General features: G+C 73.4%; 21 protein-coding genes. 11 read left to right on the plus strand and 10 right to left on the minus strand.

Annotated features, from left to right (window positions below; genetic code table 11):
* The first annotated feature begins 97 nt into the window (after positions 1 to 97).
* Complete coding sequence (locus BJ965_RS24910) at positions 98 to 1,597, plus strand: vWA domain-containing protein (protein ID WP_184910929.1); 1,500 nt, start codon at positions 98 to 100, stop codon at positions 1,595 to 1,597.
* Between the two features lie 96 nt (positions 1,598 to 1,693).
* Entirely contained in the window at positions 1,694 to 3,619 is a 1,926-nt protein-coding gene (locus BJ965_RS24915; RefSeq protein WP_184910931.1) for an AMP-dependent synthetase/ligase, read from the plus strand.
* Positions 3,620 to 3,690: 71 nt separating this feature from the next.
* Here BJ965_RS24915 and BJ965_RS24920 read toward each other — a convergent pair whose 3' ends face one another.
* Positions 3,691 to 4,086: a rodlin gene (locus tag BJ965_RS24920; RefSeq protein ID WP_184910933.1), complete on the minus strand. Its 396-nt coding sequence runs from the start codon at positions 4,084 to 4,086 to the stop codon at positions 3,691 to 3,693.
* Positions 4,087 to 4,330: 244 nt separating this feature from the next.
* On the opposite strand from BJ965_RS24920, the gene BJ965_RS24925 reads away from it, so the two are divergent.
* The 3 genes from BJ965_RS24925 to BJ965_RS24935 all read left to right on the plus strand — a co-directional run bounded on the left by BJ965_RS24925 (position 4,331) and on the right by BJ965_RS24935 (position 5,807).
* A complete protein-coding gene (locus BJ965_RS24925; RefSeq protein WP_030838260.1) occupies positions 4,331 to 4,726 on the plus strand; it encodes a rodlin in 396 nt (131 codons plus the stop codon).
* A 167-nt stretch (positions 4,727 to 4,893) separates the two neighbouring features.
* Positions 4,894 to 5,145 (plus strand): chaplin, encoded by a 252-nt coding sequence (locus tag BJ965_RS24930; protein ID WP_246545978.1) that lies wholly within the window; start codon positions 4,894 to 4,896, stop codon positions 5,143 to 5,145.
* Positions 5,146 to 5,252: 107 nt separating this feature from the next.
* Positions 5,253 to 5,807 (plus strand): chaplin, encoded by a 555-nt coding sequence (locus tag BJ965_RS24935; RefSeq protein WP_376777939.1) that lies wholly within the window; start codon positions 5,253 to 5,255, stop codon positions 5,805 to 5,807.
* Positions 5,808 to 5,856: 49 nt separating this feature from the next.
* Here BJ965_RS24935 and BJ965_RS24940 read toward each other — a convergent pair whose 3' ends face one another.
* Positions 5,857 to 6,066, minus strand: a complete 210-nt coding sequence (locus BJ965_RS24940) for a hypothetical protein (protein ID WP_184910934.1) — start codon at positions 6,064 to 6,066, stop codon at positions 5,857 to 5,859.
* A gap of 172 nt (positions 6,067 to 6,238) precedes the next feature.
* Here BJ965_RS24940 and BJ965_RS24945 point away from each other — a divergent pair, with 172 nt between their 5' ends.
* Positions 6,239 to 7,561 carry a glycoside hydrolase family 26 protein gene (locus tag BJ965_RS24945; protein ID WP_184910936.1) on the plus strand — a complete coding sequence of 441 codons (1,323 nt, stop codon included), beginning with the start codon at positions 6,239 to 6,241 and terminating at the stop codon, positions 7,559 to 7,561.
* A gap of 36 nt (positions 7,562 to 7,597) precedes the next feature.
* On the opposite strand, the gene BJ965_RS39485 is transcribed toward BJ965_RS24945, so the two are convergent.
* The 8 genes from BJ965_RS39485 to BJ965_RS24985 all read right to left on the minus strand — a co-directional run bounded on the left by BJ965_RS39485 (position 7,598) and on the right by BJ965_RS24985 (position 17,271).
* The gene (locus BJ965_RS39485; protein ID WP_184910938.1) at positions 7,598 to 8,695 is read right to left on the minus strand and encodes a GNAT family N-acetyltransferase; all 1,098 of its coding nucleotides are present in this window, start codon (positions 8,693 to 8,695) and stop codon (positions 7,598 to 7,600) included.
* Positions 8,692 to 9,342, minus strand: a complete 651-nt coding sequence (locus BJ965_RS39490) for a lipopolysaccharide biosynthesis protein (protein ID WP_184910940.1) — start codon at positions 9,340 to 9,342, stop codon at positions 8,692 to 8,694. The genes BJ965_RS39485 and BJ965_RS39490 overlap by 4 nt, the downstream gene beginning before the upstream one ends.
* Positions 9,339 to 10,487 carry a glycosyltransferase gene (locus tag BJ965_RS24960; protein WP_184910942.1) on the minus strand — a complete coding sequence of 383 codons (1,149 nt, stop codon included), beginning with the start codon at positions 10,485 to 10,487 and terminating at the stop codon, positions 9,339 to 9,341. The genes BJ965_RS39490 and BJ965_RS24960 overlap by 4 nt, the downstream gene beginning before the upstream one ends.
* Positions 10,484 to 11,245, minus strand: coding sequence for a polysaccharide deacetylase family protein (locus BJ965_RS24965; RefSeq protein WP_184910944.1), 762 nt, complete (start codon positions 11,243 to 11,245; stop codon positions 10,484 to 10,486). The genes BJ965_RS24960 and BJ965_RS24965 overlap by 4 nt, the downstream gene beginning before the upstream one ends.
* Complete coding sequence (locus BJ965_RS24970) at positions 11,229 to 12,995, minus strand: murein biosynthesis integral membrane protein MurJ (protein ID WP_184910946.1); 1,767 nt, start codon at positions 12,993 to 12,995, stop codon at positions 11,229 to 11,231. The genes BJ965_RS24965 and BJ965_RS24970 overlap by 17 nt, the downstream gene beginning before the upstream one ends.
* Before the next feature lie 341 nt (positions 12,996 to 13,336).
* Positions 13,337 to 14,680: an O-antigen ligase family protein gene (locus tag BJ965_RS24975; protein WP_184910948.1), complete on the minus strand. Its 1,344-nt coding sequence runs from the start codon at positions 14,678 to 14,680 to the stop codon at positions 13,337 to 13,339.
* Between the two features lie 6 nt (positions 14,681 to 14,686).
* Positions 14,687 to 16,111, minus strand: a complete 1,425-nt coding sequence (locus BJ965_RS24980) for an exopolysaccharide biosynthesis polyprenyl glycosylphosphotransferase (protein WP_184910956.1) — start codon at positions 16,109 to 16,111, stop codon at positions 14,687 to 14,689.
* A complete protein-coding gene (locus BJ965_RS24985) occupies positions 16,108 to 17,271 on the minus strand; it encodes a glycosyltransferase family 4 protein (RefSeq protein ID WP_184910958.1) in 1,164 nt (387 codons plus the stop codon). The genes BJ965_RS24980 and BJ965_RS24985 overlap by 4 nt, the downstream gene beginning before the upstream one ends.
* Before the next feature lie 405 nt (positions 17,272 to 17,676).
* Between BJ965_RS24985 and chpG the strand changes: the two genes are divergently transcribed.
* The 5 genes from chpG to BJ965_RS25010 all read left to right on the plus strand — a co-directional run bounded on the left by chpG (position 17,677) and on the right by BJ965_RS25010 (position 20,499).
* On the plus strand, positions 17,677 to 17,916 hold the full coding sequence (gene chpG / locus BJ965_RS24990; protein ID WP_031112275.1) for a chaplin ChpG: 240 nt from the start codon (positions 17,677 to 17,679) through the stop codon (positions 17,914 to 17,916).
* A 246-nt stretch (positions 17,917 to 18,162) separates the two neighbouring features.
* A complete protein-coding gene (locus tag BJ965_RS24995) occupies positions 18,163 to 18,792 on the plus strand; it encodes a hypothetical protein (protein ID WP_184910960.1) in 630 nt (209 codons plus the stop codon).
* Positions 18,793 to 18,961: 169 nt separating this feature from the next.
* Entirely contained in the window at positions 18,962 to 19,246 is a 285-nt protein-coding gene (locus BJ965_RS25000; protein ID WP_184910962.1) for a hypothetical protein, read from the plus strand.
* Positions 19,243 to 19,848, plus strand: coding sequence for a vitamin K epoxide reductase family protein (locus tag BJ965_RS25005; protein WP_184910964.1), 606 nt, complete (start codon positions 19,243 to 19,245; stop codon positions 19,846 to 19,848). The genes BJ965_RS25000 and BJ965_RS25005 overlap by 4 nt, the downstream gene beginning before the upstream one ends.
* A 135-nt stretch (positions 19,849 to 19,983) precedes the next feature.
* Complete coding sequence (locus BJ965_RS25010) at positions 19,984 to 20,499, plus strand: hypothetical protein (protein ID WP_184910966.1); 516 nt, start codon at positions 19,984 to 19,986, stop codon at positions 20,497 to 20,499.
* Positions 20,500 to 20,528: the final 29 nt, after the last annotated feature.

Here is a 20,528-nt window from a genome sequence, read left to right on the forward strand (position 1 = left end):
CGAGACGCTTCCGCAACCCCCCGTACCGCACGTTCCGGCCCCCTGCGCCGTCACAGTCGCAAGAAGCCGACGTCAACGGATGCAGGGGGTACGGACGATGGAGCGGTTCCGGACACGAACGGCGCTGCTCGCGCTCACGGCGGCGAGCGGGCTGCTGCTCACGGCGTGCAGCGGGGGCGGCGACGCCGGCGAGAGCAGCAAGGCAGCCGACCGCCACGACTACAGCGCGGGCCAGCCCGCCCCCGCCGAGGGTCGGGACACCGACGAACGGGACGACCGCCGGGAGGACCCCGACCACCTGTCGACCTTCGCCCTCGACGTCGACACCGCCTCCTACGACTACGCCCGCCGCGCCCTCGCCGACGGCCGGCTGCCCGACCCGTCGACGGTCCGCCCCGAGGAGTTCGTCAACAGCTTCCGCCAGGACTACGACCGCCCGGACGGCGACGGTTTCTCGGTCACCGTCGACGGCGCCCGCACCGACGACGAGGACTGGTCCCTGGTCCGCGTCGGCCTCGCCACCCGCACCACCGAGCGCAGCGGCGAACGCCCGCCCGCCGCCCTCACCTTCGTCATCGACGTCTCGGGCTCCATGGCCGAACCGGGCCGCCTCGACCTCGCGCAGGAGTCCCTGTCCGTGATGACGGACCGGCTGCGCGACGACGACTCGGTCGCGCTCGTCACCTTCAGCGACGAGGCCGAGACCGTTCTGCCGATGACCCGGCTCGGCGGCAACCGCGACGAGATCCAGGACGCCGTCTCCGACCTGGACACCCAGGACTCCACCAACCTCGGCGCCGGCGTCGAGACCGGCTACGAGACGGCCGTCGAGGGCCTGCGCGAGGGCGCCACCAACCGGGTCGTCCTCATCTCCGACGCCCTCGCCAACACCGGCGACACCGACGCGGACAGCATCCTGGAGCGCGTCTCCGGCGAGCGCCGCGAGCACGGCATCACCCTCTTCGGCGTCGGCGTCGGCAGCGACTACGGCGACGCCCTCATGGAGAGGCTCGCCGACAAGGGCGACGGCCACACCGTCTACGTGTCCGACTCCGACGAGGCCCGCAAGGTCTTCTCCGAGCAGCTCCCACGCAACGTCGACCTCACCGCCCGCGACGCCAAGGCCCAGGTCGCCTTCGACCCCGAGACGGTCGAGGAGTTCCACCTCGTCGGCTACGACAACCGCCGCGTCGCCGACGAGGACTTCCGCGACGACCGTGTCGACGGCGGCGAGGTCGGCCCCGGCCACACCGTCACCGCCCTGTACGCCGTACGCACCGAGCCCGGCGCCGAGGGCCACCTCGCCACCGCCACGGTCCGCTGGCTCGACCCGGAGACCCGCGACCCGCACGAGGAGACGGGCGACCTGGAGGCCGACGCCCTCGACGACTCCGTCTGGAGCGCGAGCCGCGGCCTGCGGACCGCCGCCACGGCCGCCTACTTCGCCGACGCCCTCGGCCACGGCGACCACGACCTGCCCGACGCCCCGCGGCTGGACGAACTCGCCGACCACGCCGACGACTTGGCCGACAGCACGGAGAGCGAGGAGATCCGCGGACTCGCCGAGGCGATCGGCACCGCGAACCGCCTGATGTGAGACCCGGCCATTGACCTATGCTTACTTACGAGTAAGTTGACTCTGGAGTAAGTAAGTACGGCAGCACGTCAGCCTCATCCGCGACCGGGAGCCGTCATGGGCGTACGCAAGGATCTGCAACGGGCGAAGCAGCGCACCGACCTGGCGATCCGCACGAAGGCCGAGACCGTCAGCGACGAGCGGGGCGTCGTCCGAGAGGCCCGCGTGGCTCCCCTCGCACCCCGCCCCGCGACCGGCAGCATCGCCGACATCCCGTACACCAACGCGGCCGAGGCCCCGGGCGCCGTGGTCCTGCGCCGCGAACGGAACGGCACCTGGCAGCCCGTCACGGCGGCGGACTTCGCCCGCGAAGTCACCGCCGTGGCCAAGGGACTGATCGCGGTCGGCCTCGAACCGGGCGGCCGCGTCGCGGTGATGTCCCGCACCCGCTACGAATGGACGGTCATGGACTTCGCGATCTGGTCCGCCGGCGGACAGACGGTCCCGGTCTACGCCACCTCCTCCGCCGACCAGGTGGAGTGGATCGTCCGCGACTCGGGCGCCCGGTACATCGTCACGGAGACCGCGGAGAACGCCGGCACGGTCCGGGCCGGCACGGCCGCCCACCCCGAAGCCCCGCGGATCTGGCAGCTCGACGGCGGCGCCCTCGACGACCTCACCACCCTCGGCCGGGACATCACCGACGAGGAGGTCACCAAGCGCCGCACCGCCCTCGCCCCGGACACGACCGCGACCCTCTGCTACACCTCCGGCACCACCGGCCGCCCCAAGGGCTGTGTCCTCACCCACGCCAACCTGCACGCCGAGGCCGCCAACACGGTCGAGCTCCTGCACCCCCTGTTCAAGGAGGTCACCGGCGAGACCGCCTCGACGCTGCTGTTCCTCCCGCTCGCCCACATCCTCGGCCGCACCCTCCAGATCGCCTGTCTGATGGCCCGGATCGAGACCGGCCACTGCCCGAGCATCAAGCCCGACGAACTCCGCCCGGCCCTCAGGGCGTTCCGCCCGACCTTCCTGGTCGGCGTCCCGTACCTCTTCGAGAAGATCCACGACACCGGCCGCGCCACCGCCGAGAAGCTGGGCCGCGGCGCCTCCTTCGAGCGCGCCCACAGCGTCGCCGTCCGCTTCGGCGCGGCCCACATGGACAAGTTCCTGGGCAGGGGCCCCGGACCTGGCCCCGGCCTGCGCGCCGCATGGGCCCTGTACGACCTGCTGGTCTACCGCCGCATCCGCAAGGAACTCGGCGGCCGCCTGCGCTACGCCATCAGCGGCGGCAGCCCCCTCGACCGCGACCTCAACCTCTTCTTCTACGCGGCCGGCATCCTGATCTACGAGGGCTACGGCCTCACCGAGACGACCGCCGCCGCCACCATCGTCCCGCCCCTGGACCCCCGCCCCGGCACGGTCGGCCTGCCGGTCCCCGGCACCACCGTCCGCATCGCCGACGACGGCGAGGTCCTCATCAAGGGCGGCATCGTCTTCGGCGCCTACTGGAACAACCCCGGCGCGACCGGGGAGGTCCTGGACGACGGCTGGTTCGCCACCGGCGACCTCGGCTCCCTCGACGAGGACGGCTACCTCACCATCACCGGCCGCAAGAAGGACATCCTCGTCACCACCGGCGGCAAGAACGTCTCCCCGGCCGTCCTGGAGGACCGCCTGCGCAGCCGCCCGCCGGTCGGCCAGTGCCTCGTCGTCGGCGACAACCGCCCCTACGTCGCCGCCCTCATCACCCTCGACCCCGAGGCCCTCGCACACTGGCTCGCGGTCCGCAAACTCCCCGCCGGCACCCCGCTGTCCGACTTGGTCCGCGACGAAAGCCTGCGTGCCTACGTCCAGAAGGCCGTGGACCACGCCAACGAGGCCGTCTCGCGCGCCGAGTCGATCCGCGCCTTCACCCTGGTCGAAGGCGAGTTCACCGAGGAGAACGGGCTGCTGACCCCGTCCCTGAAGGTCAAGCGGCAGGCGGCGACGGCCGCGTACGCCGAGCAGATCGAGGCGCTGTACGCGGGCGGGCGCTGACCCGGGGAACGGGAAAAGGGGGCGGGCCGCCGAGCAGTCGCTCGGCGGCCCGCCCCTTCGCTACCGGTGCGTCACTCGCCGTTCGCCGACAGGACCGACACGTCCTCCAGCAGGTGCGCCAGCGCGCCGTCGCGCTTGGCGTTGGTGGAGTTCTCGGCACACTGCTGCTGCTGGTGGTCCGACAGGATCGGGATGTCCTGGATCGGGATACCGATGAGCGCGCCGACCCCGATGGGCAGGTCGTTCACGGCGATGCACGGCTTGTTGAACGAGCCCTGGATCAGCGCCATCTGCGGGCTCATGTTGCCGTACGTCGACGAGTTGCCGAAGCTCTGCATCGCCCCGTTGCCGTTCACGGCCGTCGGGCCGCTGTCGTCGCCGATAGCCAGGGCCTGCGGGGCCGCGGCAGCGGAGGCTCCCATGACGGAAGCGGCGATCGCCGCGGTGGCAATAACCTTCTTGATCACTGACCAGTCCTTTCTGAGGAAACCCCGTCCTCCGGAGCGTTCTGGTCAACTGTCCGGGCGGTGCATGGTTTCTCCGCATCACTCTGTCGGCCCATGCCGGGACAGTTTGTGTGTTCTTCGTTCCCGGTGATTATCAGGGCTTTTCGGCGCTGCGGGCCAACCGGGTGAACACCCGCAACCATTCATCCGGAGTCCGGTTGATGAGGCCGTAGGACATGCGTCGCTACGAGGAAAGGAACGCGAAGTGCTCAAGAAGGCAATGGTCGCCGCGGCAGCCGCCGCTTCTGTCATCGGAATGTCGGTGGCGGCTGCTCCCCAGGCTCTTGCCGTCGGGGACGACTCCGGACCGTCTGTCGCCAACGGCAACGGCGCCTCGTCGTCGTTCGGCAACTCGGCGACCAAGGGCGACATGAGCCCCCAGCTTTCGCTGGTGGACGGCACGCTCAACAAGCCCTGTCTCGCCGTTCAGGACCTCGACGTCGGCGTTGCCGCCCTCATCGGCGTGGTGGTCCAGGACATCCCCGTCCTGTCGGACCACGTCCAGCAGCAGTGCGCGGACAACTCCACGAACACCAAGCGGGACGGTGCGCTCAACCACATCCTGGAGGACCTGTCGGTCCTGTCGGCGAACGGCGACTGAGCCGTACCAGTACGCAGCCCGGGCGGCCCGCCGAATTCCACGGCGGGTCGCCCGGCCGTACTTTGTCAACTTTTCGTGGGGCAATCGAGTGAATTCCCCCACCCCGTACGTTGTTCAGTTTCTTCGACTGCCAATTCCTCGTTTGCAGGCTGCAGGTCATGGTGGGCATGACCGCAGAGAAGGGAAACTTCATGAAGAAGAGCGCTGCCGTCGCCGCGGGCGCGATCATGGCTCTGGGTATGGCCAGTCCGGCCATCGCCGACTCGGGCGCCCAGGGTGCCGCCGTCGGTTCCCCGGGTGTCCTCTCGGGCAACGTGATCCAGGTTCCCATCCACATCCCGGTCAACCTGTGCGGCAACACGGTGAACGTCATCGGCCTGCTGAACCCGGCGTTCGGCAACGAGTGCGAGAACGACTGACGCGTTAACGCACGAGCAGCATCGGCTGCTACTCGGCCGGCCCTGGGACAGCACCGTCCGTTCCGGGGCCGGCCTTTCCCACTTCTACCAGCAGGAAGACCACGACATTGCGACAGACCCTGAGCAGGGGAATGGTCGCGGCTGCGGCTGCGACGGGCATCCTGTCCCTGTGCGGCGGCGCCGCCTTCGCGGATACGTCGGCCGACGGAGTCACCAAGGACTCGCCGGGCGCCGCGTCGGGCAACACCGTCCAGGCCCCGATCGACGTACCGGTGAACGTCTGCGGCAACACCGTCGACGTGGTCGCCGCGCTCAACCCGGCCTTCGGCAACTCCTGCGCCGGCAAGGCTGACGCGCACGGCGGCCATGAGGACGACGGCGGATACGGCGACGACGACGGCGGATACGGCGACACCCCTCCGACCAAACCTCCGCACACCCCTCCGACCAAGCCCCCGCACACACCGCCGCCGGGCGGACACCAGTCGACGCCTCCGGATGACCGGCACACGCCCCCGCTGCCCCCCGGTGGTCAGGAGCAGCCGCCCACTCTCCCCGAGACCGGCGCCGGCGCCCTGCTCGGTGCCGCGGGCACCAGTGCCGCGCTGATCGTGGGCGGTGTCGTGCTCTACCGGCGGGGCCGGGCCACCTCCCACGGCTGACACAGCGGGTGCCGGACGCAAGCGCCCGGCACCCGTCAGGCCTGTCGGATCAGCACTGGTCCGGGAAGAAGAACCCGAGCAGCGGGATGCCGAGCAGGGTCAGGCCCAGGCTGTCGTGCTCGTCGCACTCCCGGGAGGTGGACTGGTCACTGACCTCGGGGAGGAGGTCCGCGTCCGCGGCGGTCGCGGTGCCGCCGAGGACGGCGACACTCAGGGCCAGGCTGGAAAGCACCGTGGCGGTGCGCTTCATCTGAGTCATGGGAACAAGTAGACATTTCTTAGTAAAAGGTGCGTATTTCTGGTAGGTCAGCCGAGTGACACCGGGTCACCGGTGCGGCGGAGCGAACCACTCGAAAGCCTCAGCGAAGGTGGCACCCGTGCGATTCATATGACTGGGTGTCAGTAAGCGGAGAAGAGCGAGAGGGGCTGCCATGGCCACACAGCAGCGACGCGCACGGTCCCGGCGGCTGGCATTCGTCGCGGCGGCGGTCGCCGCGACGGCTGTGCTGACGTCGGGTCACATGGTCGCCGCGGGCGCGGGCTCGGCGCGATACGCCGAGCCACCCGGACCGGTACCGACGGCCACACCGGCGGCACCCGCCGAGCCGCCCGCGCCGGCCGCCACCGCACCCGGCACGGCATCCGCCACCCCCTCGGCCTCAGCCGCCCCCCATACCGCCGGGGACCTCCCCGCCTTCGGCGCCTACCTCGACTACGGGCCCCGCGGCGTGGCCCGGATGGCCCAGCTCAGCTCCTGGCTCGGCGGTGCCGAACTGCGCGTCGGGCACACCTACCTGCCGGGTGACCGCTGGAGCAACATCGAGGGCCTGCCCGGATTCCTCGACGTGTGGGCGAACTGGAGGCGCGAGCGGGCCGACCGGCTGCTCGTCCTCAACGTGCCCATGATGGAGCGCAACGAGGAGGGCCTCTCCGACTGGGAGGTGCGCCGGCTGCTGCGCCAGGCCGCGGACGGCCGCTTCGACCACCACTTCCGCAGACTCGCCGAGCGGCTGGTCGAGCTGGGGGTGCCGGACACGGTCCTCGTGCTCGGCTGGGAGATGAACGGCATCACCTACACCCACCGCTGCGGGCCGGACCCGGAGTCCTGGAAGACGTACTGGAACCGGATCGTCACCACCATGCGTTCGGTGCCGGGCCAGAAGTTCCGGTTCGACTTCACCCCGAGCCGCGGCCGGGACGCCGTCCCCTGGACGCAGTGCTACCCCGGTGACGACACCGTCGACATCATCGGGATGGACGCCTACGACCAGCCGCGCGGGATGTCGTTCGACGAACAGGTGAAGGAACCATACGGGCTCCAGCACCACGTGGAGTTCGCCAAGGCCCACGGCAAGGCCATCTCCTTCCCGGAGTGGGGGCTCTTCCGCAATGGCGACAACTCTGAGTACATGAAGCGCATGCTCGCCTGGATGGACGAGCACAAACCGCTGTACCAGACGCTGACGGACTACTGCCCGCACGGCGTGTGGCAGTGCGACGACAACCCCCGGGCCTCCCAGGTCTACCGGTCCTTCCTCTTCGGCCGCGACGACAGCCCGGACCCGGCCCCCACCACACCCTCCACTCCCACCGCCCCGGCCCAGCCCCCGGCGCCCACCCCCACACCGCAGCCGAGCACGCCCACCCCGGAGCGTCCGGCGAACTGCTCGCCGCTGAGCCTCGGCGACTGGGTCGAGTACTGGATCGGCGGCAAGCTGTGCCTGCGCCTCGACTGGTGGTCGCGTACGCGGTAGCCGGAACGGACGTACGGCCGGCGGCGGCGGACCCGGTCAGGGGCCGCCGTCACCGCGTTCCAGCAGGCGCCGCAGCAGTTCCTTGCCCCGCCTCCGGACGGCCACGTCCCACAGCGCCGCCGTCAGCAACGGCGCCGTGCGCCGCCGGGCCAGCAGCAGCCGCTGGTTGACCACCGCCCGGGGGCGCCAGTGGTGCTTGTAGGGCTCGTTGCCGCGCAGCAGACTCAGCGTGGCGGGCGTGCCGTCCTTGGTGTGGGTCGCGGTCGAGTCGAGCAGCATCGCCGCCACGTCCGCCTTGCGCTCCCGCAGCCCCGGATGCGCGCCGTAGAGATAGCCGCCCGCGAGCAGGGGCGAGAGCAGGGTCACGTCCACCGCCACGACCTCGTCGTCGAGCCGGAACTCGGTGACCACCGCGTTCCCGGAGCGCACCATCGGCCCGACCGACCGCACCAGATGCTCACGGAACCGCGTCCGCAGATGCTCCGACGTCACCTTCCGGCCCTGCCACTGCAAGCGGTGCAGCTCCAGCAGCCGCAGCAGCGCCGTCTCCACTTCCCCCGGGGAGACGACACGCCGCTGGATGCCGAGCGCGTCCAGCTTGCGCAGCTTGGCGCGCAGCCGCTGGTGGGTCTTGGCCGGCAGCCGGGCGAGCAGATCGCCCATCGGCCCGGCCGGCAGCTCCAGGCACACCGAGTCGCTCACCCGGCCGCGGGGCCCCGGCCACCGCTCGTAGACCTGTTCGGCCGCGCCGCCCGGCCGTACCTCGCGCAGGTCGATCAGGGAGGCCCGGGCGGCGGCCGCGAGCGCGGCGGTGAGCGCGGCCAGCGCCCCCTCGCCGTGTTCGTCGTCCAGCAGCACGTCCCCGTAGTCGGAGATCGCCCCGCCGAGCGGCACCAAGGCCGGGAGTGGACGCCGTACGCGCATCAGCGGTGCCGCCGCGACGAGCTCACCGCCGTGCCGCACCAGCACCAGCCGCAGCCGGCCGCGTCCGCCGTACGACTGCCACCACGAGTGCAGCCAGGCGTGGCTCTGGAACGGGGTGGCGGACGCGCACCGTCGGTACAGCCGGTCCCAGTCGGCGGCCAGGCCCGCGAAGGCCCGCTCGTCGGTGACCAAATCCGCCGTGTAGGTCACAGCTGCCCGTGGGCGTCGGCGGCGACGGCCGGACCCGGAACGGCGGCAGGGCGTCCGGTGCGGTCGGCGGCCCGTCGCGGCCGGACCAGCAGAGCCAGACCGCCCAGCAGGCCGCCCGCGCTCGCCCCGACCAGCCCCGTCACCGTCGCCGAGGCGGAGGACGGCTCGGTGGGCCGCACCGCCCGGGCGAACTGCTGGAGTTCGACGTGGGTGGACGGCTCGGTGTCGCCCGCGTGCCGGGTCAGCGCGCGGGCCACCGCGTTGGCCATGTCGGCGGCGACGTCCGGGCGGGAGGAGGTGGCCGTGACCGACACCATCGGCGCGTCCGGCGAGGTCGCCGTCCGCACGTTGTCCTGCAGCGTCTTCACGGGCACACCCGCCCACACCTGGGCGTCGCCGAGCACCGCGAGCTGGGGTGCGACCCGGCCGTACGCCTGGGCGAAACCGAGGGCGGTGGCGGTGTCGGACTTCTCCGTCGGCACGGCGACGACATAGCTGGTCGCCGTGTACGCCGGCGTCCTGACCAGGCCGTAGGTGCCGCCGAGCAGACCGCCTGCCACGGCCCCGGCCGCGAGCAGGGACCAGGGAGGCAGGGCCCGGGAGAGGGCGGTGACCTGGCGGTGCTGCCGTGCGGGGATGTCGGTCATGAGGTGCGGGCTTCCTGGAGGGGGAACGGGGGACGGGAGGCCGCGGCGGCGTACACGTCCATGAGCCGGGCGGCGCTGCGGGTGATGCAGTAGTGGCGGGCGGCCTCGGGCGCCGTGCGCGGTGCGGGGCCCTGGCGGCGTACGTCCGTCAGGGCACGGGCGTAGGCGTCGGGGCCGCCGGTGACGCGCCGGGCGGCGGGCGCGGCGGACGGGGGCAGGTCCTCCAGCGCCGGGCAGGAGGCGTAGAGCACCGGCAGGCCGGACGCCAGGGCCTCCACGATCGCCAGGCCGAAGGCCTCCTCGGGGGACGGTGATGCGAGGACGTCCATCGCGCAGGTCAGCGACGGCAGGTCGGGGCCGGGCGTGCCGTCCGGGACGCAGGGGCGTTCACCGGTGAACAGCACACGGTCGGCGACCCCGGCCGCACGGGCGGTGCGGCGCAGCACGTCCTCCTCCGGGCCGCCGCCGACCAGCAGCAGCCGGTGGTCGTCGGGGAGTTGCGCGAGCGCCCGGATGAGCGCGCCGAAGCGCTTGCCGGGGGCGAGCCGGCCGACGGCGCCGATGACGTAGGCGTCGTCCGGCAGGCCGAGCCGGCGGCGGGTGTCGTGGCGGCGGGCCGCGTCGAAGCGGAAACGGGTCACGTCGATGCCGTTGGGCACGACCTCGATCCGCGGGCCGGGCACGCCCCAGCGCTTCAGGCGCTCGGCGACCGTGGGGGAGACCGCGACCGTCGTACGGCCCAGCCGCTCGCCCGCCAGGTACAGGGCACGCACCCCGGCGTTCAGCGGGCGGCCCTCCATCTGCGAGTCGCCGAGGGAGTGCTCGGTGGCCACGACCGCCCGCACGCCCGCGAGGCGCGCGGCGATCCGGCCGTAGAGGCAGGCCCGGTAGAGATGGGTGTGCACGAGCTGGTAGCCGCCCGAGCGGATGATCCGCACCAGGCGGGGCAGCGCGGCCAGGTCCCGGTTGCCCGCCATGCCGAGGTCGAGGACCCGCACCCCGTCGGCGGCCAGCCCGTCGGCCACGCTGCCCGGGTTGGTCAGCGTCACCACGTCGCAGTCGAGGGGCAGATGCCGCAGCAGCAGCCGCAGCTGCTGCTCGGCCCCGCCCACGCCCAGGCCGGTGATGATGTGCAGGGCCTTCACCGCGGCTCCTGGACGGGTCGGCGGCGCAGCCGGTGCAGCCGGTACTTCAGGAACAGCCGTGCTGCGGTGTCGTTCTGGCCGATGTGCACCCGGGGCAGGGCGTGCGGGCCGCCGAGCGGGCCCGGGTCGATGGCGCATGCGTACGCGTAACCGGCCTCCCGGACGGCGTCGACGGCCCGCTGGTCGAGCGTGCCGTACGGGTAGCAGAAGCCCGCGGGCGCGGCACCCGTCAGCTCCGCGAGCACGGTCCTGCTGCCCTCGGTCTCCGACTTCAGGGTGACGTCGTCCGCCTTGGTCAGGTCGACGTGCGTGAGGCCGTGCGAGCCGATCTCGATACCCTCGGCCGCGGCCTGCCGGACCCCGTCGGCGGTCAGCAGCCGCTTGCGCGGGCCCAGCGGGTCCCAGGCGTTGTCGCCGCCGAGCCGGCCCGGCAGCACGAACAGGGTCGCGCCGCAGTCGTGCCGCCGCAGGACGGGCAGGGCCTCGGACACGAAGTCGGCGTAGCCGTCGTCGAAGGTCAGGCCGACCAGGTCCCGGCCCTCACCCCGGGCCCGGGCGGCCAGCAGCTCGGCCATGGACACGCCGCGCAGCCCGCGCCGCCGGAACCAGCCGAGCTGCCGGTCCAGCCGCTCGGGCGTGACCGTGATGCGGTAGGGGTCGTCCGTGGGGTCGCCGACGGAGTGGTACATCGTCACGAACAGGGCCGGACCGGGTCTGGTGCGGGTGCCGGTGTGCGGGGAGTCAACGGGAGCGGCCATGAGGGAGCCTTCGTGAGACGGAACGGAGGGATGCCAGCGCGGTGACGCAGCCCTGGTCGCCCAGGGCCCGGCCGAGCAGGAGGAAGACGGCGGCGATGGTGAGCCCGCCGGCGAGCAGGGAGGGGACGGGCGTGCCGGCCCGGCCCGCGGCCCAGGCGCCCGCGGGCGTGGCGACGGCCGCCGCGGCCAGCGGCCTGGTCAGCTCGGTCAGCACGCGCCTGGTGCGGATCGGGATGCTGCGCGGGCCCATGCCGGCGAGCAGCAGGGCGGCCGTGACGGTGATGCCGGCCGCGTTGGCGGCGGCGATGCCCATGACGCCCCAGGGGCCGACCGCCGACGCGCCGATCCCGGCGGTGACGGCGAGCCCCACGGCCATCGCGCCGAGCGGGTACCAGGTGACGCGCCCTGCCGAGAAGTACGAGCGGATCAGCGCGCCGACCAGGGTGTGCGCGAGCAGCCCGAAGGCGTACACGCGCATCACCCGGACCGTCGACGCCGTGTCCTCGGCGGTGAACGCGCCGCGCTGGAAGAGCAGTTCGACGATCTGCGGGGCGCAGGCCACGACGACGCACGCACCGGCCAGCACCATGCACGCGGCCAGGGCCAGGTCCCGCTCCACCCGGTCGCGGGCCCGCTCGGTGTCCCCGTCGGCCAGGGCGCGCGCGACCACCGGGAAGGTGACCGTGCACAGCATCAGCGACAGGGTCATGGGGATCTGGGCGATCTTCTGCGCGTAGTTCAGGTGCGAGATGGCACCGGAGGGCAGGGTGGAGCCGAGGAACCGCTCGATCAGCACCTGGGACTGCCGGCACAGCGCGAACAGCAGCACGGCGGCGAGCAGAGCGACCCCGACGGGGCGGCCGCCGCTCTCCTCGCCGGTGGATGCGGCCACCGGCCGGACCCGCAGCAGACGCCCCAGCACGGGCAGTTGCGCCATGACCATCAGACAGCCGCCGATCGCCACCCCGGCCGCCGCCGCACGCACACCCCACCGCGCGCCGAGGGTGAGGACGACGGTGATGATGCCGGCGTTGTACGCGACGTAGATGGCCGCCGGGGCGAGGAACCGGCGGTGTGCGCGCAGGGCCGCGCTGCAGTACCCGGCGAGGCCGAAGGTCAGCACGCAGGTGGCGGTGAGCCGGGTGCAGTCCACGGCGAGCGCGGGGTCGGGCAGGCCCGGGGCCAGGACACGCACGACCTGGGGGGCGAACGCGGCCAGCAGCGCGGCGGCACCGGCGAAGGCCAGCGCCAGCCGGGGCAGCGTACTGGCGACCAGCGCCCGGACCGGGTCACCGGGAGCCCCCTGCGCGCGCCGGGCCAGGGCCAGGGCGAACGCCGGGATCAGCGCGATGGCGAGTCCGTCCTCGATGAGCAGCGTGGCGGCGAACTCCGGCACGGTCCACGCCACGAGGAACGCGTCCGTCGCACTCCCGGCCCCGAACATCCGCGCCAGCGCCTGATCCCGCACGAGCCCGAGCAGGGCCCCGGCGAAGGAGAGAACAGCGGTGAGGAGGGTGGCCCGGGCGAGGAACCCGCGGGTGACGGGGGCGTCCGCGGGGGAGGGGTGGGGGGTGCTGCCGGCGGTGGGGTGGGGGAGGCCGGAAGCCGCGGCAGGCCCGGCGACCGTAGCCCCGGCGTCGGCCGTGGCCCGTGGAACGGCCGGGGGCCCGTGGGCGGCGGCGGCCCGGGGGACGGCCGTCTCCTGCGCGGCCCGGGTTCGATCTACGGGCGGAGGCTCGCTCGGGGGCATGACCCGGGGGGCTGAGGGAGGTTCGCTCCGGGTGGTGGCCTGGGGGACTGCGGGAGGTTCGCTCGGGACCGCGGCCCGAGGGGCTGTGGGAGTTTCGGTCGGGGGTGTGGCCCGGGCGGCCGCTGGAGGTTCGCTCGGGGGTGTGGCCCGGGGGGCTGTGGGAGGTTCGTGCGGCGTGGTCGCCCGGGAGACTGTGGGAGGTTCGTGCGGGGTCGCGGCCCGGGGGACTGTGGGAGTTTCGCTCGGGGGCGCGGCCCGGGGGACCGCGGGAGGTTCGTTCGGGTTCGTCGCCCGGGGCACCGTCGTCCCACCGCCCGTGTTCGTGTGTTCCGGCGTCACCGTCATCGGGTCCGTGCCTCCTTGGGCATGTCCCGGGCGGTCGGGCCGGGCCGGTCGTGGCCGGTCGTCGCCGGACCGGCCGTGGCAGCCAGACCCCACCACGCCGTCAGCCCGAAGCACAGCGCCGTCAGGACGGTGGCCGGGCCGCCGATGTCGGCGTAGGCGAAGTCCGTCAGCTGCCAGACCAGCAGGCCGCAGGCGACCAGGCCGCAGTCGAGGCCCGGTGCGCCTGCCCGCCGGGTCCGCCACAGGGCGCGCACCGCGCACAGCAGGAGGGCCAGCCAGCTGCCCGCCAGCGCGAGCAGTCCGAACAGCCCCTGCTCGGCCAGGATCAGCAGGTACATGTTGTGCGGGGAGAGCAGCGGCTGCTTGCGGAAGGCCGCGCCCGCGCCCTCCGTGTCACTGCCGGCCGAGAGGGCCAACGAGGCGTGCGAGTCGCGGTGTTCGGGGAAGCCCTTCAGGCCCACGCCGGTCAGCGGGTGCCCGCCCCACATCCCGGTCGCCGCCGCCCACATGGTGTACCGGTCGGTCACCGATTGATCGGGCGCGTCGGCGACCTGCGTGATGCTGCTGATCCGCTCCTGCAGCATCGCCGTACCGACGCCGAAACCGCCCACGAGGATCACGCTCGCCGCGGCCACCACGGCCCCGGTCGCGAACGCCCGCCGCAACCCGCCCAGCAGGAGCTGCACCGCGCACGTCACCGCCGTGGCGATCCACGCCCCGCGGCTGAAGGACAGTGCGAGCGGCGGCAGCAGCACCAGCGCGCAGGCGAGGGCGACGACCCGCTGCCGCACCGGCGCACTGCCCAGCGCCAGCCCCACCGCGCACACCAGCCCCAGGGAGACGACCGTGGCCATCCCCATCACGTCCTGCGCCCCGAACGTGCCGACGGCCCGCACCGGCCGCCCCTGGTACGAGGCGCCCGTCCCGGTCACGTACTGGTGCACGCCGACCGCCCCCTGCCACCCCGCGAGCCCGACGAACGACCAGGCCAGCAGCCGGAAGTCGCCCCGGTCCCGGACCAGCAGCAGCACGGCGGCCGGGACCAGCACGAAGATCTGGAGGTAGCGGCCGAGGCCGGTGAGCCCCTCGCCCGGCGACACCGCCCCCATGGCGGCGAAGGCGACGCCCAGCACCGGAAGTCCCAGCACCACGGCGGCCGTACGGGACAGCGGCTGCCGCCGTTCCCGGACGAGACGCACCGCGCAGAACAGCACGACCAGCGCGGACACCGCGTCGGCCGGTCCGGCGCCGCCCTCACCGCCCGGCCCCAGCGGCAGGGCGAGCAGGACCACGACGGCCAGCAGGGCGAGAACGGGCGCCTGGGCCCCGATCCGGGTCATCCGCGCTCAGCTCCCCGTCGGACGCACGAGCGCGGCCGCCGTACGCAGGACGATGCAGACGTCCTGCCACAGCGACCAGTCGTCGATGTAGGCGTTGTCGAACCGGGCCCGGTCCTCGATCGAGGTGTCCCCGCGCAGCCCGTGCACCTGGGCGAGTCCGGTGATGCCGGTGCGTACCCGGTGCCGGGCGGCGTAGCCCGGGTGGGTCTGGCCGAACTTCGCCACGAAGTAAGGGCGTTCGGGACGTGGCCCGACCAGGCTCATGTCGCCGCGCAGGACGTTCCAGAGCTGGAGCAGCTCGTCCAGCGAGGTGCGGCGCAGGAAGCGGCAGAACCACGGCATCTGGCGTTCGTTCGCCACACTCCAGCGGGTCGCCGACTCGTGCGCGTCGACCGGGCGGTGGGTGCGGAACTTCAGCAGTGTGAAGGGCCGCCCGTCCTTGCCGATCCGCTCCTGCCGGAAGACGACCCCCGGCCCGTCGCTCATCCGCAGCACCGCCGCACACAGCAGCAGCCACGGGCTGACCAGCAGGAGCAGCGTCCCCGACACCACCACGTCCAGCACCCGCTTGCCGGTCCTGCCGCGCCGCCCCGTCCCGAGGTCCAGCCGCCGGCAGGAGAACCCGGCGAGCCGGTCGCCCGTCCGGAACGACGGCACGTCCGGATCGACCTCCCACACCGTGCAGCCCGACTCGGCCAGCGCCCGCAGCAGCGGCCCCCGCCCGGCCCGCACGGAGGGGTGCACGGCCAGCACCTCACGCACCCCGTTCTGGATGAGGGCCCGCTGCACCTCCTCGCCCGTGGTCAGCACGGGCAGCCCTCCGCTGCCGTCCGGCTCGTCGGTGACCACGCCCACCGGCCGTACTCCGTCCCGCGGATGGCGCAGCACGGCCGCGGCCACCCGCTGCGCGGTCGCGGCGGGCCCGACGACGAGCGCGGCCTGCGGCCGGTGCAGCAGCTCGGCGCGCCGGCACGCGTGCACCGCGCCGCGCCCGGCACCGCTCGCCGCCGTCTGGAGCGCGAAACCGGCGAGCAGCGTCGAGGCGGAGAGCACGTGCTGCGGGGTGTACGCCGCCACGAACGCCGCGAGTGCCAGCCAGGCCACCGCGATCCGGCCGCTCACCGCGGGCAGTTCGTCCAGCACGGCCGGCACCCGCCCGGGCCGGGGCGGGCGCAGCAGCAGCGAGGCGACCACCAGTACCGCCAGCAGCAGCGGGTGGCGCTGGGTGCCGGAGAGCGCCAGCCCGCCCAGCACCGCGGCGGTGCCGTCGGCGGCGAGCAGCGGCAGCGGCGACGAGGGCCGGGCAGGCGGGCGCCGGTCGGGGAAGCGGAAGCCCGACGCGGCGCCGCGCGACGGCAGGACCGACACGGGCGGATGTCCGGGATCCCGCGACGGCCCGGTGGAAGTGGGAACGGTGCTTTCCGCGGTCACGAGGCGACAGACTCCCTGCGCTCGGTGGACACGGCGTGCGCGTCCAGGAGTTCGCGGTACACGTCCGCGACCGCCTGAGCCGTGCGGTGCACGTCGTGCGTGGACAGGACGTGCCGACGTCCCTGGTCGCCGAGAGTGGCGCGCAGCGGCGGGTCCAGCAGCAGCCCGGTGAGGGCCGCGGCCAGGGCCGCCGGGGCCCGGCCGGGGACCAGGCAGTGCGGCAGGTGGCCCGGCGGCAGGCTCTCCCGGGCCCCGCCGACGTCCGTCACCACCACCGGCCGCCCGCACGCCATGGCCTCCAGCGGGGCCAGCGCCATGCCCTCCCAGCGCGACGGCAGGACGACCAGATCGGCCGCCTGGTACCAGGGCACGACGTCGGCGACGTCCCCCGCGAACAGCACGGAGCCGGGGGCCAGGGCCCGCAGCCGGCCGTGGTCCGGTCCGTCACCGACCAGCACCAGCCGTGCCCCGGGCACCCGCCGCAGCACGGACTCCCACGCCGTGAGCAGGACGTCCTGGCCTTTCTGCCGGCACAGCCGTCCGACGCACACCACGAGCGGCGCGCGCGGGTCACCGTCCGGCAGCAGCCGCGCCCGTACGGCGCCTGCGTCGGCCGGTCGGAAGCGCTCGACGTCGATGCCGTTGGGGACGACGCTCCACCGCCCCCGGATCCCGGCCTCCACCCCGCGCCGGCGCTCCGCCTCGCTCACGCACACCACCCGTGCGGCCCACCGGGCCCCCCACCGCTCCCAGCCGCGGGCGAGGGCCGCGGTGACGCCGTCCACCGCCTCGAACGACCAGGCGTGCGGCTGGAACACGGTCGGGATCCGCCCCCGCACGGCGAGCCGTCCGGCCAGCCCGGCCTTCGCGCTGTGCGTGTGCACGAGACAGGGCCGTACGTCCTCGACGATCCGGGCGAGCCGTCGTGCCTCGTCCGCGAGCGACGGCCCCGGCGCACGCGTCGCCGCCCAGTGCCGTACGTCCGTGCCGAGCGCCGCGAGCCGGGCCGCGAGGGGGCTGTCGGGGCAGGCGACCGTGACGCGCAGGCCCGCGGCGAGCTGCGCCCCGGCCAGGTCCGTCACGACGCGGGCGACCCCGCCGTCCACGGGTTGCGTGACGTGGAGGACTCGTGGCGGAGAGGCGGTCGGTGACAGGTGCATGCGCGGTATTCCTCGCTCACGGATGGCGCTCGGGACGGCGGGAACGCGCCTGAACTGCCGGGTGCCGACAGCGCCGGAGAGCACGTCCGGCGCACGCCGCGTCCCGCTGGGAAACGAGCCGGACGGCCACCTGGTCACCACCGCACCGGAGGGCTTCGCGGACCGTGGTGTCCCCTCTCGTCCCTGAGTGCGATTTGCTTGCCGTAGGGGTGTGTTGAGAGGTTTGCGACTCTAGACGCTGTCCGTACTTTTCCTTCAAAACCGGGCGTGTGTGTCGGAACGGTGAAGACGACCTCTCCGATGAGATCACTCCTTTGGCGGCACAACTCGCGTGCACGCCAGGCGTTGACAAAGCGCCGGGCATCCGCCCGGATGTTTGTGTCAACCCCCAAGGAGCACCTCTCCATGTCGCGTATCGCGAAGGGCCTGGTCCTGACCTCCGCTGCCGCTGCCGCTGTCGCGGGCAGCACCGGCATCGCCGCCGCCGACAGCGGCGCGCAGGCCGCCGCCGCCCACTCCCCGGGCGTGCTGTCCGGCAACGTCGTCCAGGTTCCGCTGCACATCCCGGTCAACGTCTGCGGCAACACGGTCGACGTCATCGGCCTGCTGAACCCGGCGTTCGGCAACGAGTGCGAGAACGACTGACGTCGCCTCGAAACCCTGACCGGCCGTTCTCCCGCGGGACCACGCGGGAGAACGGCCCGTTCGCGTTGCCCCGAACGGGGGCGGGCGTGCGGTCCGGCGGACGGACCACGCGCACGCCGCCTCACCAGGGGGGACGCCGCGGACCCGGGCGTATGGCGCTGACCTGGGGCGTTCGCTCGGTTGCGGAGCGTTCCGGCCGCTCGCACGGTGGGCACAAGATCCGACGCACCACCGAAAGGAACCCCCATGCGTCTGCCCGCACGGCGAATCGCGACCTCCGCGCTCTGCGCCACGCTGCTGCTCGGGGTCACCGGGCCCGCGGCCGTGGCCGCCGACAGCGCATCCGCCCCGGAGCACACCCAGGCGGCCTCCCGGGCTCCCGTCCCCGACGCGGACGCACTGCTCGGCCAGGTCGAGAGCCTGGGTGACCTCGGCGGCGTCCTCGTCCCGGTCGCCGATCTGCTGACCGCCGTGCTCAAGGCGGACGGCGGCCAGCTGCCGCACTCCCAGGCGGCCGAGCTGAGCACCTCGGTGCAGGACGCCATCGACCACGCGACCGCGAACGCCCCGTCCCCGGCGGCCACGCCGGGCACCACCGCCCCGGGCAGCCCACTGCCGCAGGCCGGCACGCTGCCCGCCCCCGTCGGTGACCCGGCCGGGGCGCCCGGGGATCTCGCGGACGAGGCGCTGACGGCCCTGGAGAAGGCGACCGACGGGCTGTTCAAGGCCGTCACCTCCGACGACGCGGCCCAGGTCACCCCCGCCGTCAACGCGGTCGTCGCCGGGCTCGTCAACGCCGTCGCCGCGACACTCGTCGGCAGCGAACTGCCCGCCCCCGACCTGGCCGGACTGCCCTCCCTGCCGAAGGCCCCCTGAGCCGCACCCGACCCGGCGGTCGTCGTGCCGGCCACCCGGACCGGCACGACTTCTGTTCAGCGACTCATATGAGGTTCTGGCGACGGGGTTTCCGCACCGCACAGGCATCGTTAGGCACGGCGTCCGAATTCCCCGCCGGTGACATCAGTCGCCGAAGAAAGGATTCACGATGAAGTCCCTGAAGGCCGCCGCCGTCGTTGCCGGTTCCCTCGTCGTCGCCGGTGCCGCCGCGCCCGCGCACGCCGCCTACGACCCCGCCGACGTCACCCCCACCAGCCTCAACGGCGCCGTCAACGCGCTCACCAGGGAGCCCATCGACCCGATGCCGCTCAAGCACCAGTCCAACGCCCTCGACACCGAGAACAAGGACTCGATGCTCAGCACCGTCAAGCAGGCGACCACCCGGCTCAACTCGAACGGCGGGCTCCTCGGCGGTCTTCCGCTGCCGAAGTGACCCCGGTCGCGCCCGCCGGGGCGCGCACGGCGGGCACCGGCCGGGCGTTCGCCCTGCTGCTCGTCGTCACCGGCGCGGCCGGGCTGCTGGCGTCCTGGATCATCACCCTCGACAAGTTCAAGCTGCTCGAGGACCCGGACTTCACGCCCGGCTGCAGCCTGAACCCGGTGGTGTCCTGCGGCAGCGTCCTGGAGAGCGACCAGGCCGAGGCCTTCGGGTTCCCCAACCCGATGCTCGGACTGGTCGCCTACGGCATCGTGATCTGCGTCGGCCTGAGCCTGCTGGCCGGTGCCCGCTTCCCCCGCTGGTACTGGCTGGCCTTCGACGCCGGGTGCCTGTTCGGCGTCGGCTTCGTGACGTGGCTGCAGTTCGAGTCGCTGTACCGGATCAACGCACTGTGCCTGTGGTGCTGTCTGGCATGGGCCGCGACGATCCCCCTGTTCTGGTACGTGACGTCGTTCGTCGTGCGCCAGGGGTTCCTGCCCGCGCCCGGGGCGGTGCGCCGCTTCCTCGACGAGTTCACCTGGGTGCCGCCGGTGCTGCACCTCGGCGTCGTCGGCATGCTGGTCCTCACGCGCTGGTGGGACTTCTGGACGAGCTGACGCACACACGTCGGAAGGCGGGGCCGGTCCGTCGTATTACTGCGGCAGTCGGGGGAATTGTGCGCTGGTGCGGATCCCCGGCTCGTTACTCGGTACGCACGCAGAGCCCGACACGCGAAAGGGACCGTACCCCAGATGAAGTCGACCACCCGAGGAACCCTCGCCGCAGTGATCACGTGTGTGGCGGCCGCGGCCGGCGCCGCCGCGACCCCCGCCGCCGCGGTCGGCACGGTCCCCGTTCCCCTGCCGCTGGGCGGCGCCGAGAAGGCGCTCAACATGGAGCTGCCCGAGGCCACCGGGCAGCTCCCGGTGCCCGTGCCGGGCTCGCCCGAGGGGCCCCGCTACGTCGAGGGCCGGCTCCTCCCCGAGCGCGCCGTCCCGCAGCTGCCCGTCCACGGCGGCCTGCCCGGCGCGGACCTGCGCGCGCCCCTGCCGCACATCCTCGGCGCCGGCTTCGACCACGTCGGCGTCGACGCCCCCGCCTCCGACCTGCGGACGCTGGCCCCGGGCGTCTCCGCCGACGCCCCGCTCACCTCGCCCGACGCCGACGGCTTCGGTCTGCCCCAGGCCAAGCTCCCGCAGGTGGGTGTGCTGGCCCCGCTGGTGCAGACGGTTCCGACCGCGGACCTGGGCATCGGCCCCGGCCTGTAGGACGCCGGAGCGTACCGGGTGTTCTCGTG

This window comes from Streptomyces luteogriseus, from assembly GCF_014205055.1.
Lineage (GTDB): Bacteria > Actinomycetota > Actinomycetes > Streptomycetales > Streptomycetaceae > Streptomyces > Streptomyces luteogriseus.

Excerpts from the sequence above, each read along its gene's own strand:
- BJ965_RS24970 (WP_184910946.1), bottom strand. The coding sequence starts at position 12,995 with ATGCCCCCGAGCGAGCCTCCGCCCGTAGATCGAACCCGGGCCGCGCAG.
- chpG (WP_031112275.1), top strand. The coding sequence starts at position 17,677 with ATGTCGCGTATCGCGAAGGGCCTGGTCCTGACCTCCGCTGCCGCTGCC.
- BJ965_RS39490 (WP_184910940.1), bottom strand. The coding sequence starts at position 9,342 with ATGACCGACATCCCCGCACGGCAGCACCGCCAGGTCACCGCCCTCTCC.
- BJ965_RS25000 (WP_184910962.1), top strand. The coding sequence starts at position 18,962 with ATGAAGTCCCTGAAGGCCGCCGCCGTCGTTGCCGGTTCCCTCGTCGTC.
- BJ965_RS24945 (WP_184910936.1), top strand. The coding sequence starts at position 6,239 with ATGGCCACACAGCAGCGACGCGCACGGTCCCGGCGGCTGGCATTCGTC.
- BJ965_RS24995 (WP_184910960.1), top strand. The coding sequence starts at position 18,163 with ATGCGTCTGCCCGCACGGCGAATCGCGACCTCCGCGCTCTGCGCCACG.
- BJ965_RS24915 (WP_184910931.1), top strand. The coding sequence starts at position 1,694 with ATGGGCGTACGCAAGGATCTGCAACGGGCGAAGCAGCGCACCGACCTG.
- BJ965_RS24985 (WP_184910958.1), bottom strand. The coding sequence starts at position 17,271 with ATGCACCTGTCACCGACCGCCTCTCCGCCACGAGTCCTCCACGTCACG.
- BJ965_RS25010 (WP_184910966.1), top strand. The coding sequence starts at position 19,984 with ATGAAGTCGACCACCCGAGGAACCCTCGCCGCAGTGATCACGTGTGTG.
- BJ965_RS24930 (WP_246545978.1), top strand. The coding sequence starts at position 4,894 with ATGACCGCAGAGAAGGGAAACTTCATGAAGAAGAGCGCTGCCGTCGCC.
- BJ965_RS24965 (WP_184910944.1), bottom strand. The coding sequence starts at position 11,245 with ATGGCCGCTCCCGTTGACTCCCCGCACACCGGCACCCGCACCAGACCC.
- BJ965_RS24975 (WP_184910948.1), bottom strand. The coding sequence starts at position 14,680 with ATGACCCGGATCGGGGCCCAGGCGCCCGTTCTCGCCCTGCTGGCCGTC.
- BJ965_RS24940 (WP_184910934.1), bottom strand. The coding sequence starts at position 6,066 with ATGACTCAGATGAAGCGCACCGCCACGGTGCTTTCCAGCCTGGCCCTG.
- BJ965_RS24910 (WP_184910929.1), top strand. The coding sequence starts at position 98 with ATGGAGCGGTTCCGGACACGAACGGCGCTGCTCGCGCTCACGGCGGCG.